Origin of the sequence: Pseudomonas gozinkensis (assembly GCF_014863585.1) — a bacterium.
Classification (GTDB): Bacteria; Pseudomonadota; Gammaproteobacteria; order Pseudomonadales; family Pseudomonadaceae; genus Aquipseudomonas; species Aquipseudomonas gozinkensis.
Genome location: NZ_CP062253.1, coordinates 370556 through 386191, shown reverse-complemented (window position 1 = coordinate 386191; position 15636 = coordinate 370556). Strand labels below are relative to the sequence as shown.

The window sequence follows — 15636 nt, the reverse complement described above, 5'->3', positions numbered from 1 at the left end:
TTTTAGAACGATTGGGAGTTGCGGTTGATACGAAAAGGACTACAGAAAACCCCACCAACGATTCGCGCCGCACTGCGTCTCGAATTAGTGAAACCTGATCAACCTGCGAATCTGGAATTCACTGCGCTTCAATTCATTGCATCCCCACCCGCTTGAAGTTCATCCTCGACCCGTCCCCGAAAGTCTGGATCGCCATGAACCTACAAAGCGCGACACTGCCACTCAGTCAGCTGTCAGCAGAAAGCGAGCCCTTCCACGAACCCGCCACCGACGGCTATCTGCTCGGCGGTTTCACCTGGCGCCACGCTTCGCCCGACCCACAGCGCCCCGTGGTGATCATCAACGCCGCCACGTCCGTGCGCTGCCGCCACTACTCGCGCTTCGCGGCGTATCTGTTCGCCAATGGGTTAGACGTGATCATTTACGACTACCGTGGCATTGGCGAGTCGCGACCGAAGTCGATGAGGCATTTGCAGGCTTCGTGGACAGATTGGGGCGCGCTGGATTTCGAGGCGATGCTCAAGCGCGCGCAGCGGGAGTTTCCTGGTCAACCGATCGATGTGGTCGGACACAGCTTCGGTGGCTGCGCAGCAGGCCTGGGGGCGTCCGGAAAGACAATCCGACGACTGGTGACCGTAGGCGCGCAATTCGCTTACTGGCGCGATTACGCGCCCGAGCACCGCTGGCGGATGTTCGGCAAATGGCATCTGCTGATGCCGCTGGTCACGCTGTTGTGTGGCTACTTTCCGGGCAAACGACTTGGCTGGCTGGAAGACACGCCCGCCGGTGTGGTGCGCGACTGGAGCACGCCGGCCGCGCGTTATGAGCAGCGCCCGAGCGGTAGAAAGATGGCGGACTTGCCCTTCACCAACGTCCGGGCCAAAGCCCTGGCAATCAGCATCAGCGACGATCCCTACGGCACTATTCCTGCCATCGAACGCCTGCTCGCTTACTTCCACAACGCGCAAAAGACCCACCTGCGAATCGAGCCGCAGGACATCGGCGAACAGCAAGTCGGACATTTCGCCTTTTTTCGCAGCGCATACCAAGCCACACTATGGCCCATCGCTCTGACCTGGCTGCAGACCGGCAAACTGGCCTCCGACACACCGGGGCGCAAAATCCCACGCAGCCAAGCCCTTTAACGCACCACGGAACACACACCATGGCTTCCGCCAACAAGCAGCAAAAACGCGCCGCCCGGGCCAAGACCAAGGCCAAGCAGAACCGCACCAAACGTGCGGAAGCGCCGGTCGAGCTGGACCCGAACGACGACCGCATCGATTTCGAGTCGGTGGATCTGACCGAACTGTTCAAGAAAATGATCGACGCCGAGAAGATCAGCCAGCAGGCCCTGTGTACCGCGTTCCTCGAAGACCCGCTGCTGGAGCTGGTGTACGAGCAGGAAGGCGAAGAAGGCGCAATGGATTTCATCCTCGCCGCGCTGATCGAGTACCGTCAGTGGTCCACCGAGACCGACGAGGCCGGCGCGCTGGCATGGATCGAATCGCCGGATTTCCAGAAAGATTATGTGGCTGCGTCCGACGCGATCGCCGCACAAACCCAACAGAAAAACTGAGTTCCCATGGCATCCCTTAACAAGCAGCAGAAACGCGCCAAACGCGCCAAGGCCAAAGCCAAGCAAATCCGCATGGTCGGTCGCAAACCTCTGGCCCAGGACGATGACCTCGGTCACCTCGCCGAGCCGATCCCGGAATACACCCTGGCGATGTTCAGCAAGATGCGCGACGCCGAAGCCGTCAGCCGCAACGAAATGCTCCTGACGCTGCTCCGCGAGCTGGCGTTCATCATCGTCGATCATCCTGAACTGCTGGACATGGAAAACGCCGAAAACGAAGGCATGGCCGCCACCCATCTGGCCGCCGACATGCTGATCGACTACCGCATGTGGGCCGATGGCATGGACCGCGAGACCGCCCAGGCCTGGCTGAGTGAGCCGGAGTTCATCAGCGATTTCGGGATTGCGCTGGACACCTACGGTCAGTCGCTGGATGCGCCGGATGAGAAGAGCGAATAAACCGCTCGCAGTAACGTAAAACGGCCGCTTGTCATCACTGACAGCGGCCGTTTTGCGTTACGCGTTGCGGATCAGTTCAGAACTGCCGCACCACGGTTTTCCGCCTTGCGACGGCGAGCTACCAGCAGACCGGTAGCTACTACGACCAGACTCAGCAGGCCGGTCGCGAGGATTTCCACGCGGTGGGCATCCTGGAACAACATGATGGTCAGGGCCGCCACGATGAACGCGATCACCGCGTAAGTCAGGCCCGGGAACAGCCACATGCTGAAGACGATTTTCTCGCCGCGAGCCATGCGCTGTTTACGCATGCGCAGTTGTGAAATCGCGATCACCAGGTACACCAGCAGCGCGATGGCGCCCGAGCTGGCCAGCAGGAACTCGAACACCGCAGCCGGGGCCACGTAGTTGGCGAAGGTGCACAGGAACGCTGCGCCAGTGGACAGCATCACCGCCCAGTAAGGGGTGCCGCTCTTGTTGGTGCGGGTTGCCATGGCCGGAGCATCGCCACGCTTGCCGAGGGAGAACAGCATGCGCGAAGAGGTGTACAGCGCCGAGTTCAGGCAGCTGGTCACAGCGACCAGTACCACGATATCAACGATCATCTTGGCGTTCGGGATGCCCATACGCTCAAGCACAGTCTGGTAGGAGCCGAGGCTGGCCAGAACCGGATCGTTCCATGGCACCAGGGCCACAACGATGAAGATCGATACGAGGTAGAACAGGCCGATCCGCCAGATCACCGAGTTGGTGGCCTTGGAGATCTGCTTGCCAGGATTCTTCGATTCCGCGGCCGCGATGGTCACGATCTCGGTACCCATGAAGGAGAACATGGTGGTCAGGATCGCGCCCAATACTGCGCCCATGCCGTTTGGCAGGAAGCCCTGGGTGTCGAAGATGTGCGAAACGCCGCTGACCTGGCTGTTCGGCAGGAAGCCGAAAATGGCCGCGACGCCGAGAATGATGAAACCGATGATCGCCACGACCTTAAGCAGGGCGAACCAGAATTCGAACTCACCGTAGTTTTTCACGCTGAACAGGTTGGTCACCGTCAGCAGCATGGTGATGATCAGCGCGAAGGCCCAGATTTCCACACTCGGGAACCACGCGTGCAGGATGGTAGCGGCGGCGTTGGCTTCCAGCGGAATCACCAATACCCAGAACCACCAGTACAGCCAGCCGATGGTGAAACCGGCCCAATGCCCGATGGCACGGTCGGCGTAAGTCGAGAAGGAGCCGGTGTCAGGCGAGGCAACCGCCATTTCGCCGAGCATGCGCATCACGAGCACAACCAGCGCGCCGGCAGCGGCGTAAGCCAGCAGAACAGCGGGACCGGCAGCGGCGATGGCGTGGCCGGAGCCTACGAACAGACCTGCACCGATCACCCCGGCGATCGACAGCATGGTCACATGACGCGGTTTGAGCCCCTGTTCGAGGCCATTGGAGCTTTGGGTACTGCTCATTGAAACTACCTTTGCGAGGAAAGCGATTGCGTCCGGCCCGTCTGGCGTTCCTTCTCGTAAAAAGAATCCAACGGGGCGTTCCAGATTCTGCACGCAATAATTGCGCCAAAATGTTTCAAGCTCTTCTGGCCTGCGGCTTTCAGCGCGACCGGACAGTCATCGCAAGTCCTTGAGAATACTGGCCTTTCGCCAAAGCGTTACCCTGCGACTCACTTTTCAAACGAACGAGCGCACCAGAAACACACTGAAAAAGTACGGGATGCACAATAAAAGGGCGAATGAGGAACGTTCGGCCGGATAGCGCTTCCAACACCCCGCCAAAGGTGGCAACATCGCGCCTTTTTTTACGCGACACCCACGGGAATCCACGTTCAAACACCCGTTCGGTTGTTGATGGGGCGACAGTCTGCTGCGCCGATGCGACAACCTGCCACACGCCATCCGTTTACCGCTCGTAGCGCTGTTGGCTGCCATTGAAACGCTATGCTAGCTTGGCCGCCTCGCCAGGAAGGCCAACCAACAGCAGGAGCGCAACATATATGAGGAACGCACATGGCTGAGGCCACGCCCGCGCTTGAAATCCGCAACTTGCACAAACGCTACGGACAGCTTGAGGTGCTCAAAGGCATCTCGCTGACCGCCCGCGACGGCGATGTGATCTCGATCCTGGGTTCCTCCGGTTCCGGCAAGTCCACGTTCCTGCGTTGCATCAACCTGTTGGAAAACCCGCACCAGGGCCAGATCCTGGTCGCCGGGGAAGAACTCAAGCTCAAGGCCGCCAAGAATGGCGAACTGGTTGCCGCCGACGGCAAGCAGATCAACCGCCTGCGCTCCGAGATTGGTTTTGTGTTTCAAAACTTTAATCTGTGGCCGCACATGAGCGTGCTCGACAACATCATCGAAGCCCCGCGCCGCGTGCTCGGCCAGAGCAAGGCCGAAGCCATCGAAGTCGCCGAAGCGCTGCTGGCCAAGGTCGGCATCGCCGACAAGCGCCACGCCTACCCGGCGCAACTGTCCGGCGGCCAGCAACAGCGCGCGGCGATTGCCCGTACGCTGGCGATGCAGCCCAAGGTGATCCTGTTCGACGAGCCCACCTCCGCCCTTGACCCGGAAATGGTCCAGGAAGTACTTAATGTCATCCGCGCATTGGCCGAAGAAGGCCGCACCATGCTGCTCGTGACCCATGAAATGGGCTTCGCCCGTCAGGTCTCCAGCGAAGTGGTGTTCCTCCACCAGGGCCTGGTAGAAGAGCAAGGATCGCCACAGCAGGTGTTCGAAAACCCGCTTTCGGCGCGCTGCAAACAATTCATGTCCAGCAACCGCTAACGGAGCTACCCGCATGCAGAACTACAAAAAGGTCTTCCTGGCCGCCGCCGTCACCCTCGCGTTCAGCGCCGGTGCCATGGCCGAGACCCTGAAGATGGGCATCGAAGCGGCTTACCCGCCGTTCAACAACAAAGACGCCAGCGGTAACGTCGTCGGCTTCGACAAAGACATCGGCGACGCTCTGTGCGCCAAGATGAAAGTTGAATGCTCCGTGGTCACCTCCGACTGGGACGGCATCATCCCGGCCCTGAACGCCAAGAAGTTCGACTTCCTGATCTCCTCGATGTCGATCACCGACGAGCGCAAGCAAGCGGTGGACTTCACCGACCCGTACTACTCCAACAAACTGCAATTCATCGCGCCGAAGGATAAAGAGTTCAAGACCGACAAGGACTCCCTCAAAGGCAAAGTGATCGGTGCCCAGCGTGCGACCCTCGCTGGCACCTTCATGGAAGACAACATGCCGGGCGTCGAAGTGAAACTCTACGACACCCAGGAAAACGCCTACCTCGACCTGACCTCCGGTCGTCTGGACGGCATCCTCGCCGACAAATACGTCAACTACGAGTGGCTGAAAAGCGACGCCGGCAAGCCTTACGAATTCAAGGGCGACCCGGTGGAAGAAAGCGACAAGATCGGTATCGCTGTACGCAAAGGCGACCCGATCCGCGAGAAGCTGAACGCCGCGCTGAAGGAAATCGTTGCCGACGGCACCTACAAGAAAATCAACGACAAGTACTTCCCGTTCAGCATCTACTGATCCTGACCTGCCGGATCGGCGCCGTTACATGACGGCGCCGATCCCCGGCCTTGCCTGCCGCGATTTGAAAAGAAATCCATGATTATCGACCTCTACGGATTCGGCCCGGCGCTCTTCGCCGGCGCGCTGATGACCGTCAAACTGGCACTCTCGGCCCTGTGCCTGGGGCTGGTGCTCGGTCTGCTCGGCGCCTTGGCCAAGACTTCCCCGTACAAGCCGTTGCAATGGCTTGGCGGAACCTATTCGACCCTGGTGCGTGGCGTCCCGGAATTGCTCTGGGTGCTGTTGATCTACTTCGGTACAGTCAACGCCATGCGCGCGCTCGGAGAGTTCCTCGGCAATCCCGAACTGGAACTCAGCGCCTTCGCTGCCGGCGTCATCGCGCTGGGCCTGTGCTTCGGCGCCTACGCCACGGAAGTGTTTCGTGGCGCGATCCTCGCCATTCCCAAAGGCCACCGTGAGGCCGGCGTGGCCCTGGGCCTGTCGAAATGGCGGATCTTCACCAAGCTGATCATGCCGCAAATGTGGCGCATCGCCCTGCCCGGTCTGGGCAACCTGTTCATGATCCTGATGAAAGACACCGCGCTGGTGTCGGTCATCGGTCTGGAAGAAATCATGCGCCACGCGCAGATCGGCGTGACCGTGTCCAAGCAGCCATTCACCTTCTATATGGTGGCGGCGCTCATGTACCTGTGCCTGACCGTGCTGGCGATGATCGGCATGCACCTGCTGGAAAAACGCGCCGCACGCGGCTTCGCGAGGAGCGCTCAATGAATTGGGAAGTCATCATCAAGTGGCTGCCGAAACTGGCCCAAGGCGCGACGCTGACCCTGGAACTGGTGGCCATCGCCGTGATCGCCGGTTTGCTGCTGGCGATTCCGCTGGGCATCGCCCGTTCTTCGAAGCTCTGGTACGTGCGCGCTTTCCCCTACGCCTACATCTTCTTTTTCCGTGGCACGCCGTTGCTGGTTCAACTGTTCCTGGTCTACTACGGCCTGGCTCAGTTCGACGCGGTGCGCAACAGCTCGATGTGGCCGTACCTGCGCGATCCGTTCTGGTGCGCGACCGCGACCATGACCCTGCATACCGCGGCGTACATCGCCGAGATCCTGCGCGGCGCGATCCAGGCGATTCCGCCGGGCGAGATCGAAGCGGCGCGTGCGCTGGGCATGTCCCGGCCGAAAGCGCTGTTCTACATCATCCTGCCGCGTGCCGCGCGCATCGGCCTGCCGGCCTACAGCAACGAAGTGATCCTGATGCTCAAGGCCAGTGCCCTGGCCAGTACCGTGACGTTGCTGGAACTGACCGGCATGGCCCGTACGATCATTGCCCGCACTTATTTGCCGGTGGAAATTTTCTTTGCGGCCGGGGTGTTCTATCTGGTGATGGCCTACGTGCTGGTTCGCGGCTTCAAGCTGCTGGAACGTTGGCTGCGCGTCGATGCGTGCCAGGGACGCTGACTCTTCTTACGTGCTGACGGGCGAGGATCTGCTCGCCCGTTTCACGGCACTGGATACATTTCTCACGGCGCATCAGGCGCTGTGGAAACCCCGCCCTTTCACTCATCTGCAACTGCCTTGGGAAGCGTCCTACCCGGAACTGGCCTCGTGGCTACGCGGGCGATCGCTGGAAGATGCGGAAAACGCCCATAACCACCCTGCCGAACTGTTGGATGCGCCGGAGCCGTTTGCTTCATTGGCAGCGTTGTCGCTTGAGCTGAGCTCGGTCGGTGAGCTGCCTGCGCATTCTCTGGAAGCCGCCGGGCATCGTCTTAATGTCGATGTGCCGGGGCGCAAATGGCAGCAGATCGAGGCGTTCGCCAGCCGCTTGGCGTTTGCCTCGCAACCGAAGCACTGGCTGGATTGGTGTTCGGGCAAAGGGCATTTGGGTCGGCGTCTACTCGGTGCTGATCAGCAACTCACCTGTCTGGAATACGACCCGGCGCTGGTTGCCAGCGGTCAGGCGCTAAGTCAGCGTCATCAACTGCATGCGCTGCATGTCGAGCAGGATGTGCTCGCGGCCAACACCGCGTCATTGCTGCACGCCGAACACACCCCTGTCGCCCTGCACGCTTGCGGCGACCTGCATGTGCGGCTGATGCAACTGGCCTCCGCCGCTGGCTGCCGACAATTGGCGATTGCACCATGCTGCTACAACCGGATCAGTCGCACTGAATATCAGGCGTTGTCCTCCGCAGGTTCACGCTCCGCCCTACAGCTATCGCTGGAAGATCTTTCACTGCCAATGAGCGAGACCGTCACCGCCGGTGCCCGCGTCCGACGTCAGCGTGATACCTCCATGGCCCGGCGACTGGCCTTCGACCTCCTGCAACGGCAAGTGCGCGGCGTCGACGAATACCTGCCAACGCCTTCTCTGCCAACCGCCTGGCTGGACAACCCGTTCGCCGATTACTGCCGCGATCTGGCAGCGCTGAAAGAGTTATCCACAATCGGCTCGCCAGATTGGGTAGCACTGGAAGCTGCCGGTTGGCAGCGATTGGCCGAAGTTCGCAACCTGGAACTGCTCCGCGGACTGTTCCGACGACCGCTGGAGCTTTGGCTGAATCTGGATCGGGCACTTTTCCTCACCGAGCAGGGATACGTCGTACGCCTCGGCACCTTCTGCGAGGCGCCGCTCACCCCGCGCAATTTCCTGCTGTTGGCCGAACGCGTTTAATCTTTCAAAGCCTGTGGATAACTCTGTTGATGGAATTATCGTGGATCCAATATCCACGGCTGTTTCAGACCATTAACAGCGCTGGTCATTTTTTGTTCACATAAATAAAAAACCGGCAAAACAGGGATTTGCGACTCAAATGAGAACCCGTCCACAAAAACCTGCCTAAGCGCGCCCTCTTCAAAGCCTGTTGTGCATAAGCCCTCGACCAAAAGGACATAACCGCCGAATCGCGGACGCCGGCAACGGGCAATTGCGCCTGCCATGCGCCCTTGCTATACAGACCTACGCCGTGCAGGTAGCGCACGCCCGAACAAGAAAAATCTGACCGACAGGGAGTGACCGTGACGTTCATCTCTTACGCACAGAATTTCGAAGACATCCGCCTGTGGCGCGCCCTCAAGTACTTTGAAAACGGCTTCTACATCGATGTCGGCGCCAACGACCCGATCCACGACTCGGTGACCAAGGCGTTCTATGATCGCGGTTGGAGCGGCATCAACGTGGAGCCGATGCAAAACTTCCACGACGCACTGCGCCAGCACCGCCCGCGCGACACGACCCTGCAATGCATCGCCAGCGACAAGCCCGGCGAAGTGACCTTCTACGGCATTCCCGGCACCGGCCTGTCCACCGCCGACCCCGTCACCGCTCAAGAGCGCCGCGACCTAGGCCTCGACGTGCGCAGCCTCACCGTCGAGGCCCGCACCCTGACCTCGATCTGCGAAGAACACGCCACCGATCGCGAAATCCAATTCCTGAAAATCGACGTCGAAGGCCACGAAGAAACTGTGCTGCGCGGCATGGACTTCAGCCGCTTACGCCCGTGGATCATCCTCATCGAAACCCCGTTCGAACGCGACCACACCTGGGAACACCTGATCACCGACGCGGGCTATACCAACGTCTGCTTCGACGGCCTCAACAGCTACTTCCTGGCCGACGAACACCTGAACCTGAAACCGGCCTTCGACATGCCGCCCTGCCAGCTCGACAACTTCCAGCTGTGCCTCGGCCACCCCTTCGCCCACCCCGTCAGCCCCAGCGAAGCCGACGCCCTGGCGCAAATCAGCGCCGCCACACAACGCGCCGAACACGCCGAAGCCCAACTGCGCGCCCTCCAGAACAACCGCGCCTGGCGAGCCCTGCAGAAACTGCGCAACGTCCTGCGCCGAGCCTGATTGAAGCCCGCGCAAAAATAGTCTGAATTCAGGGGTTTACAGAAGCAACCGAGCCGCTATAATCGTCGCCCACACGCCGGTATAGCTCAGATGGTAGAGCAACTGACTTGTAATCAGTAGGTCCCGGGTTCGATTCCTGGTGCCGGCACCATACAAAACAAAGCCCCTGCAGAAATGCAGGGGCTTTGTTGTTTCTGGCGGTTGGAAAATGCTCTTGCCGCAATGGTAGAGGTTTTGGCACCTGACATCGGCCCCGAGTGATCGGCACCCCGCGCTATAGAAAACTGACAGGTGATCGAAAAATAAATCTGTCACCTTTTCCTTGTCACCTTTTCCTTTGTCGGGATGGCGCCGCTCAGCGTTTCGACCATGCATATCTCGACGAAGCGGCCGCTGAGCGCAAAATCGAAATGACTGCCTAACCGTGGCGGTAATCCGCGGTATTCATCGATCCTGATCACCATCAGAAACAAATTCTTCTTGTAAGCGCTAACGCTTAGCAAAGGAGGAAAAACTGTTTACCGTTGAATAGGTTATCGAAACGGAGGGATGTTGAAGCCTTGAATACGCAGAACCATCACGCTTATTTTGCAACCCTATTGAGTTGACATTAGCGTCAACCGTGTTCAAATGTGCTTGTACGACCGCACAAAGCCGAATACTCAATGAGTAAAGCGAAGCGAAACTACGTTCGGTCGTTGAATCGTTAATAACGATCCTTCGAGCGCAGTGCTTTTCACTGCAAGGAAAGATTCAAAATGGCAATCAAAAGCGAAACCTTCAGCCGCGTTGAGCTGACTGATGCCGACGCTGCCCGCTTCGTGCAACACATGCGCGATGACAAACCAAATCCAAAAGCCCAGGCATCCTATGCCCGTGGCCGCGATATCCTGAGCCAGGTTTTTAGCGAACAAGGTAGCGCGCGTCCTCGTTAATTCAGCGAGTTCAGATGCAGGTAGGCGTCGATTACTTCATAGAAAAGCTGCACTCCGAACACCAAACAAATCGATTTTCGATGGGCCCAGATGCGAGTCTGAGGCCCTTGAAATCGTTCATCCAGAGAAACGCGCTGGATTTCCAGCAGAACAATGTGGCTGTGACATATGCGGCCATCGTTCCTCCCGCTGACCCGAACGCACTGCATGCGAGAAAACGCATTGTCGGGTATGTGACCCTTACGTGCAGCGAGATCGATCTGGACGGCGCGTACCCGTTGGAAGATTGCGAGGCGGCCAATCGTTACCAGTCCATATCGGCACTGAAGGTCGCTCGCCTGGCAACCGACAATAGCTATCACGGCCACAAAATCGGGAAAACGCTGATGGAATTCGCCATTGCTCTGGCAGTTCATCAGATCTCGCAATTTGTAGGCTGTCGGTTTCTGGTTACAGATTCAAAAGCGGGATCCGTGGATTTCTACCAGAACAAACTGGGATTCACGTTGTTGGATACCGAAGAAAACCGTCAGAGAGAGCATCCTGTGATGTTTTTGGATCTGAATAAGCTCGATGTCGAGGCAGCATCAGATGCAGAAGACGAGCCCGAAGGGGAACGCTCGATAGCGTGAATTCATCTAGGATTGGAAATGTGTAAATGGGGACTGGAAATGGGGACAGATATATTGGGACTGTCAGATATTTTGTGTGCGGGCCGGTAACGGCCTGCCTGACGGGGGACTGTCAGATATTTTGTGTGCGGGCCGGTAACGGCCTGCCGTCAGGCAGGCCGTGCTTTTACCAGGTTGGCCTGATAAATCGATCTCCGTACAGAATCGCAAATTGATTCATCGCGCTTTTCCAGTCATGGGCCGCTGAGCCCCAGTTTGCGGTGATATTGCGCAATCCAAGCCAGATCAGTTTTGTCGCCGCATCGTCGGTCGGGAAGTGGCCGCGGGTCTTGATGATCTTGCGCAACTGAGCGTTGATGCTCTCAATGGCATTGGTCGTGTAGATCACTTTTCGAATCGCCGGCGGGAACACGAAAAATGGGATCACACGATCCCAGGCGCGCCGCCAAGCCGCTACTACCGTCGGATACTGCTTGCCCCATGGCCCGTTTTCAAACGCATCCAGCGCCTGCTCGGCCGCTTCGGCGGTCACCGCCTGATAGATCGGTTTGAGCGCCTTGGCCAGTTCGCGACGCTTGTCCCAGGCCGCGTAATCAAGGCTGTTGCGGATCAGATGAACAATGCATGTTTGCAGTGTCGTGTCTGGAAACACGGCGTTGAGCGCTTCTGGCATGCCTTTGAGGCCATCGGTCACAGCAATCAACACGTCTTCGACGCCGCGTGTCTTGAGGTCGTTGAAAACCTTCATCCAGAACTTGGCGCCCTCGGTATTTTCTATCCAGATGCCGAGAATATCGCGTGTTCCGTCAGGCAAAACACCCAGGGCCAAGTAGATCGCCTTGTTGCGAACCAGCCCCTCTTCGCGGATTTTGACCCGCAAAGCATCGAAGAAAATAACCGGATACATCGGCTCCAAAGGCCGCTGTTGCCATGCACCGATCTCTGCCATGACCTCGTCGGTTACAGAGCTGATGAAGTCAGGAGAAACATCGGTACCGTACTGCTCGGAAAGAAACGCCCGGATCTCTCTGACCGTCATTCCACGCGCATACATGGCGATGATCTTGTCATCGAACCCGGTGTAGCGGCGCTCGTGTTTGGGAATCAGGATCGGGGAAAAACTGCCGTCCCGGTCGCGTGGAATATCCAGCCGTAGCGGGCCGTCACCGGTTAGAACCGTCTTGCCGCTCTTACCATTGCGCTGGTTGGTTTCATCCTCTGGGCGCTGCGCGCCCGGCGGATAGCCCAAGTGGTGACCAAGCTCTGCACTCAGCGCTCGCTCGATCAAAGCCTTCTTGAACGCTGCTGACGCGTCCTCGATGGCTTCAGCGGTCATCGGTCCATCGGTGAATTGCTCGAGCAGCTCTTTCGGGATTTTCGGCAGCTCTCGCAACGCGGGTTTCTTTTTGGTTGGCATACATGCACCTCTTACTCATGTTATGCCCGAACACAAAATATCTGACAGTCCCGGGAGTTTCACAAATGATTAGCATCGATCCGTCCCAAGTCTGCCCTTTCCACCTCCCAACAAACGGTAGGTGAAGCCATGACCCATCCCCACGATCTGAAAACCCTCGGCCTCACCCATTTCTTCTTCCACTCCAACCACGCACTCTTCCGCACCAACCCCGGCGTGCCGGTCGTCACCGCCCTCTCCCACGCCTCGCATCTGCTCCATATCTCCAAACTGCTCACGTCAGATACTTCTGCCGCCAACGATCCGGAACTCCACGCCTGCGCCTCGCAATATTTGCAGGAGTTGAGCAAGGCGCTGGTCGATGACGCGGTCAAAGTGCTGAGTCCAGATCCGTAAACCGTCACCGACAAAAAAGCCCTCGCTAATCTGCGAGGGCTTTGTGTTACCGGATCAATCAGTGCCCAGCGCTCTGCCCGCCGTCCACGTGCAGAATCTGGCCAGTCACAAAAGTTCGCGTTATCGAGATACACCACCGCCTGAGCGATATCCTCGATCTCGCCCATATGCCCAACCGGGTGCAGCGCACCCAGTGCCGCGTGGGTTTCCTCGCCATGCATCGGCGTTTTGGTGATGCCTGGCGATACCGCGTTCACCCGGATTCCGCGTTTGGCGTATTCGATGGCCAGGGATTTGGTGGCCGCGTTGAGGCCGCCCTTGGTCAGCGAAGCGAGGTCCGAGGGCACGCCTTCGATGGCGTGGTCGACCAGACTGGTGGTGATGTTGACCACGTGGCCCTTGCCCTGTTTTTCCATCTCGGCGATGGCTAGTTGAATGCCATTCAGATCTGACACCTTTTCTGTTTCTCGCTAGCCAGAATCACTCTTGAAAGAAGCTCTTGGCCCACTCCTAAAAATATCGTTTAATAATAGCCTACTGCCGCTTGTTGTCGAAATTTCAATAAAAAATTGACTGACTTCATTTAGCTGTTAGCGATAACCTACGCTATTGAAGCACCTTTTATCTAATTTTACGGGCAAACTCACATGCTGAGCCAAACTCCACACGAAGCGCTCCTTAAACTCACAAAATATGATCGAGTTATAGTATATCTTTTTAGGCATCTAACTGCAGGAATGGCACCTGCTACAATTCCTTATGAAATCGACTTCAACCAAGAGCATGTACGCATCGCAATGCGCGCTGCCATAGCAGATGGCGTGATAGATACAGAAGTTGCGAATGTTCCAGATATAAAATACACCTACGACGCCCGCCGCGAACTTCCAGCAGAAGTAGAACAGTGCGGACCTATAACTTGGCTACAAAGAGGAAAAGGCCTTTATAAGTTTCGGCGCACGCGACGTAAAAATATCATCGACCTCAACCAATTTGTACAACCACCGCTGGAAATCGCAATAGATCAAACCACCCCTTTCATATCATCGCTACTGGGAAATGATGAGCAGGCACTTTTCACAAGAGTTAGAAACATTGACTTATTAAGCACGATACTTGGCTTCAAAGCCTGGCCTATCCAAGGACACCATCGAACCTCAGTAAGTTACGGCCAAATTGAGATCGATGAAGTACAAGCAGGTATTGATCGAGAAGGCATTCAAACTATAGTTCCGATTTCTGGAAAAGGTGGCCAAGATAAACTTTCTTGGTCTCAGGCATTAAACCTTAATACTTACGCAGCAGAAAAACATCTCACAGCCGAATTAAGAATCCGTAGTATCGGACTATGGCGAGACAATTTGAATACTGTGTGGATCATCGAGTTCTCTCCCCACACAGATATAGATCAAATAGAAATTATTAATATCCGGCGGTTTAGCTTTCAGTAGCGTGCAGGCGCTGCTCCTCTACCTCGTGCTGTTTGCGTTTTTTTATGCCACTTTTTTGATCACGTCGACCGATGGGATTCTCTATGCCAAAGTAACGCGATGCCTCGGTCACTCCCATACGCAGAAGCCTCGTAGCTCCGAGGTTAATTTTTTGCTCAGGTCGGTTAGGTTTGACTCCCATGGCGACCATAACTTGGCCTGCTACAGCTCTTGCAAGGGGAGGCGGCACCGCATTTCCTATCTGGCGAGCACCGTGCCATTTCGTCTCGTTGAATCGAAACCAATCAGGAAAACCATGTAACCGAGCCATTTCTCGTACGGTAACGCATCGGTTGTACTCATAGTGTATCGGACGAGGGCTGGTAAAAGCACCTCGGGCCGAATCAGTTCCCGCGCGAAGAGTATTCGATACGCCGTCAAGTGGCAGTTTGAAAAACCGAGAGACAGGTTCAACACTACCTGGGTTAGTTTCGGAAAATCTACGACGTGAAATTTCCGTATGATCTGTTCTGAGGCTCGCAGTTAACAGGGTAGGTGTCCATTGACGTTGATAACCAAAATACCACCCTTCTTTATTCATACACCTCATGAGCGAACCATAACCACTAGGCCGCCCCCAATTAGTTGTCTGAACCTCATCAGTTACAAGTAATTCTTCAAACAACTCTGCATCGGGGAGATCACCGAGAGCATCTAAACAAGTAGGACCTAGGGGAAGCTCCGCTTCATCTTTCCTAACTCGCCCGGCACGCGCCGTAACTGGCACCGGATATTCAGGAACATTTAAACCCTTTTTAGCTCCCAGCAAAAATAAACGTTGTCGATCCTGCGGAACGCCAAAATTACAAGCATTCAAAACCTGCCAATTTTTTCGAACCTCGTAACCCTCCGCATCAAACTCGGCAATCAGTTCTTCCAAAAATTTTCGGTGTTTCCCAACAGTAAGCCCTTTAACGTTTTCAAAAACGAAGTACTTTGCATCGAGCTCATGAACAATGCGCACAAAATCCCTGACCAATGAGTTACGGGGATCATCAAGAGCACGTTGTCCTATCATTGAAAACCCTTGACAAGGAGCACCCCCGAAAACTACATCCACCTCCCTGTCGCCCAAATCTGCCTGCTGGCGAATGCTTGCCCCATTTAGGTCTGTTATTGACTGGGCAAGAACCTTGCAGTGCGGGAAATTATATTCATGTATTGCAGAGTGCACCGGGTCGATCTCCACAGCGGCGACCACATCGAACCCAGCCTGTTCAAAACCTAGGCTGAGCCCCCCTGCACCAGCGAATAAGTCAACTCCAATTGGTCTAGACATTTCTCTAGTAATTCTCTTGCTGATTAGCACTGTATAAACCCCC

16 protein-coding genes, 1 tRNA gene and 1 pseudogene are annotated in these 15636 nt (G+C 56.7%); 14 read left to right on the top strand and 4 right to left on the bottom strand.

Annotated elements, in window-relative coordinates; genetic code table 11:
* The first annotated feature begins 194 nt into the window (after window positions 1-194).
* Genes IHQ43_RS01695 through IHQ43_RS01685 form a run of 3 tightly spaced genes read left to right on the top strand, consistent with a single transcriptional unit; the run spans window position 195 to window position 2038 of the window.
* Window positions 195-1145, top strand: a complete 951-nt coding sequence (locus IHQ43_RS01695; protein ID WP_192563162.1) for an alpha/beta hydrolase family protein — start codon at window positions 195-197, stop codon at window positions 1143-1145.
* Window positions 1146-1165: 20 nt separating this feature from the next.
* Window positions 1166-1579 carry a hypothetical protein gene (locus tag IHQ43_RS01690; protein WP_007952560.1) on the top strand — a complete coding sequence of 138 codons (414 nt, stop codon included), beginning with the start codon at window positions 1166-1168 and terminating at the stop codon, window positions 1577-1579.
* A 6-nt stretch (window positions 1580-1585) separates the two neighbouring features.
* Complete coding sequence (locus tag IHQ43_RS01685) at window positions 1586-2038, top strand: hypothetical protein (protein ID WP_192563161.1); 453 nt, start codon at window positions 1586-1588, stop codon at window positions 2036-2038.
* Between the two features lie 71 nt (window positions 2039-2109).
* Here IHQ43_RS01685 and gabP read toward each other — a convergent pair whose 3' ends face one another.
* On the bottom strand, window positions 2110-3501 hold the full coding sequence (gabP, locus tag IHQ43_RS01680; protein WP_192563160.1) for a GABA permease: 1392 nt from the start codon (window positions 3499-3501) through the stop codon (window positions 2110-2112).
* 552 nt (window positions 3502-4053) lie between these two features.
* Between gabP and IHQ43_RS01675 the strand changes: the two genes are divergently transcribed.
* The 9 genes from IHQ43_RS01675 (at window position 4054) to IHQ43_RS01635 (ending at window position 11011) form a co-directional block, all read left to right on the top strand.
* Window positions 4054-4827 (top strand): ABC transporter ATP-binding protein, encoded by a 774-nt coding sequence (locus tag IHQ43_RS01675; protein WP_007897462.1) that lies wholly within the window; start codon window positions 4054-4056, stop codon window positions 4825-4827.
* A 13-nt stretch (window positions 4828-4840) separates the two neighbouring features.
* Window positions 4841-5587, top strand: coding sequence for an ABC transporter substrate-binding protein (locus IHQ43_RS01670; RefSeq protein WP_192563159.1), 747 nt, complete (start codon window positions 4841-4843; stop codon window positions 5585-5587).
* A 78-nt stretch (window positions 5588-5665) separates the two neighbouring features.
* Window positions 5666-6361: an ABC transporter permease gene (locus IHQ43_RS01665; RefSeq protein WP_192563158.1), complete on the top strand. Its 696-nt coding sequence runs from the start codon at window positions 5666-5668 to the stop codon at window positions 6359-6361.
* Window positions 6358-7047, top strand: a complete 690-nt coding sequence (locus tag IHQ43_RS01660; protein WP_192563157.1) for an ABC transporter permease — start codon at window positions 6358-6360, stop codon at window positions 7045-7047. Before IHQ43_RS01665 ends, IHQ43_RS01660 begins: the two co-directional genes overlap by 4 nt.
* Window positions 7028-8263: a methyltransferase gene (locus tag IHQ43_RS01655; RefSeq protein WP_192563156.1), complete on the top strand. Its 1236-nt coding sequence runs from the start codon at window positions 7028-7030 to the stop codon at window positions 8261-8263. Before IHQ43_RS01660 ends, IHQ43_RS01655 begins: the two co-directional genes overlap by 20 nt.
* Before the next feature lie 344 nt (window positions 8264-8607).
* The gene (locus IHQ43_RS01650) at window positions 8608-9444 is read left to right on the top strand and encodes an FkbM family methyltransferase (RefSeq protein WP_192563155.1); all 837 of its coding nucleotides are present in this window, start codon (window positions 8608-8610) and stop codon (window positions 9442-9444) included.
* Window positions 9445-9519: 75 nt separating this feature from the next.
* A tRNA-Thr gene (locus IHQ43_RS01645) sits at window positions 9520-9595 on the top strand.
* 607 nt (window positions 9596-10202) lie between these two features.
* Complete coding sequence (locus IHQ43_RS01640) at window positions 10203-10379, top strand: hypothetical protein (RefSeq protein ID WP_192563154.1); 177 nt, start codon at window positions 10203-10205, stop codon at window positions 10377-10379.
* Between the two features lie 14 nt (window positions 10380-10393).
* Window positions 10394-11011, top strand: a complete 618-nt coding sequence (locus IHQ43_RS01635) for a GNAT family N-acetyltransferase (RefSeq protein WP_192563153.1) — start codon at window positions 10394-10396, stop codon at window positions 11009-11011.
* A gap of 166 nt (window positions 11012-11177) precedes the next feature.
* Here the strand turns inward: IHQ43_RS01635 and IHQ43_RS01630 are convergent, their stop codons facing one another.
* Entirely contained in the window at window positions 11178-12428 is a 1251-nt protein-coding gene (locus tag IHQ43_RS01630) for an IS256 family transposase (RefSeq protein ID WP_192561489.1), read from the bottom strand.
* Between the two features lie 129 nt (window positions 12429-12557).
* Here IHQ43_RS01630 and IHQ43_RS01625 point away from each other — a divergent pair, with 129 nt between their 5' ends.
* Complete coding sequence (locus tag IHQ43_RS01625; protein WP_192563152.1) at window positions 12558-12824, top strand: DUF3077 domain-containing protein; 267 nt, start codon at window positions 12558-12560, stop codon at window positions 12822-12824.
* 58 nt (window positions 12825-12882) lie between these two features.
* On the opposite strand, the pseudogene IHQ43_RS01620 reads toward IHQ43_RS01625, so the two are convergent.
* A pseudogene (locus IHQ43_RS01620) lies at window positions 12883-13273 on the bottom strand (SDR family NAD(P)-dependent oxidoreductase); the annotation flags it as partial.
* Between the two features lie 198 nt (window positions 13274-13471).
* On the opposite strand from IHQ43_RS01620, the gene IHQ43_RS01615 reads away from it, so the two are divergent.
* On the top strand, window positions 13472-14275 hold the full coding sequence (locus IHQ43_RS01615; RefSeq protein WP_192563151.1) for a hypothetical protein: 804 nt from the start codon (window positions 13472-13474) through the stop codon (window positions 14273-14275).
* Here the strand turns inward: IHQ43_RS01615 and IHQ43_RS01610 are convergent.
* Window positions 14262-15593 (bottom strand): DNA cytosine methyltransferase, encoded by a 1332-nt coding sequence (locus IHQ43_RS01610; RefSeq protein WP_192563150.1) that lies wholly within the window; start codon window positions 15591-15593, stop codon window positions 14262-14264. The genes IHQ43_RS01615 and IHQ43_RS01610 overlap by 14 nt on opposite strands.
* Between the last annotated feature and the right edge of the window lie 43 nt (window positions 15594-15636).

Excerpts from the sequence above, each read along its gene's own strand:
- gabP (WP_192563160.1), bottom strand. The coding sequence starts at position 3,501 with ATGAGCAGTACCCAAAGCTCCAATGGCCTCGAACAGGGGCTCAAACCG.
- IHQ43_RS01660 (WP_192563157.1), top strand. The coding sequence starts at position 6,358 with ATGAATTGGGAAGTCATCATCAAGTGGCTGCCGAAACTGGCCCAAGGC.
- IHQ43_RS01635 (WP_192563153.1), top strand. The coding sequence starts at position 10,394 with ATGCAGGTAGGCGTCGATTACTTCATAGAAAAGCTGCACTCCGAACAC.
- IHQ43_RS01670 (WP_192563159.1), top strand. The coding sequence starts at position 4,841 with ATGCAGAACTACAAAAAGGTCTTCCTGGCCGCCGCCGTCACCCTCGCG.
- IHQ43_RS01690 (WP_007952560.1), top strand. The coding sequence starts at position 1,166 with ATGGCTTCCGCCAACAAGCAGCAAAAACGCGCCGCCCGGGCCAAGACC.
- IHQ43_RS01685 (WP_192563161.1), top strand. The coding sequence starts at position 1,586 with ATGGCATCCCTTAACAAGCAGCAGAAACGCGCCAAACGCGCCAAGGCC.
- IHQ43_RS01675 (WP_007897462.1), top strand. The coding sequence starts at position 4,054 with ATGGCTGAGGCCACGCCCGCGCTTGAAATCCGCAACTTGCACAAACGC.
- IHQ43_RS01640 (WP_192563154.1), top strand. The coding sequence starts at position 10,203 with ATGGCAATCAAAAGCGAAACCTTCAGCCGCGTTGAGCTGACTGATGCC.
- IHQ43_RS01665 (WP_192563158.1), top strand. The coding sequence starts at position 5,666 with ATGATTATCGACCTCTACGGATTCGGCCCGGCGCTCTTCGCCGGCGCG.
- IHQ43_RS01630 (WP_192561489.1), bottom strand. The coding sequence starts at position 12,428 with ATGCCAACCAAAAAGAAACCCGCGTTGCGAGAGCTGCCGAAAATCCCG.
- IHQ43_RS01695 (WP_192563162.1), top strand. The coding sequence starts at position 195 with ATGAACCTACAAAGCGCGACACTGCCACTCAGTCAGCTGTCAGCAGAA.
- IHQ43_RS01610 (WP_192563150.1), bottom strand. The coding sequence starts at position 15,593 with ATGTCTAGACCAATTGGAGTTGACTTATTCGCTGGTGCAGGGGGGCTC.
- IHQ43_RS01625 (WP_192563152.1), top strand. The coding sequence starts at position 12,558 with ATGACCCATCCCCACGATCTGAAAACCCTCGGCCTCACCCATTTCTTC.
- IHQ43_RS01615 (WP_192563151.1), top strand. The coding sequence starts at position 13,472 with ATGCTGAGCCAAACTCCACACGAAGCGCTCCTTAAACTCACAAAATAT.
- IHQ43_RS01655 (WP_192563156.1), top strand. The coding sequence starts at position 7,028 with ATGCGTGCCAGGGACGCTGACTCTTCTTACGTGCTGACGGGCGAGGAT.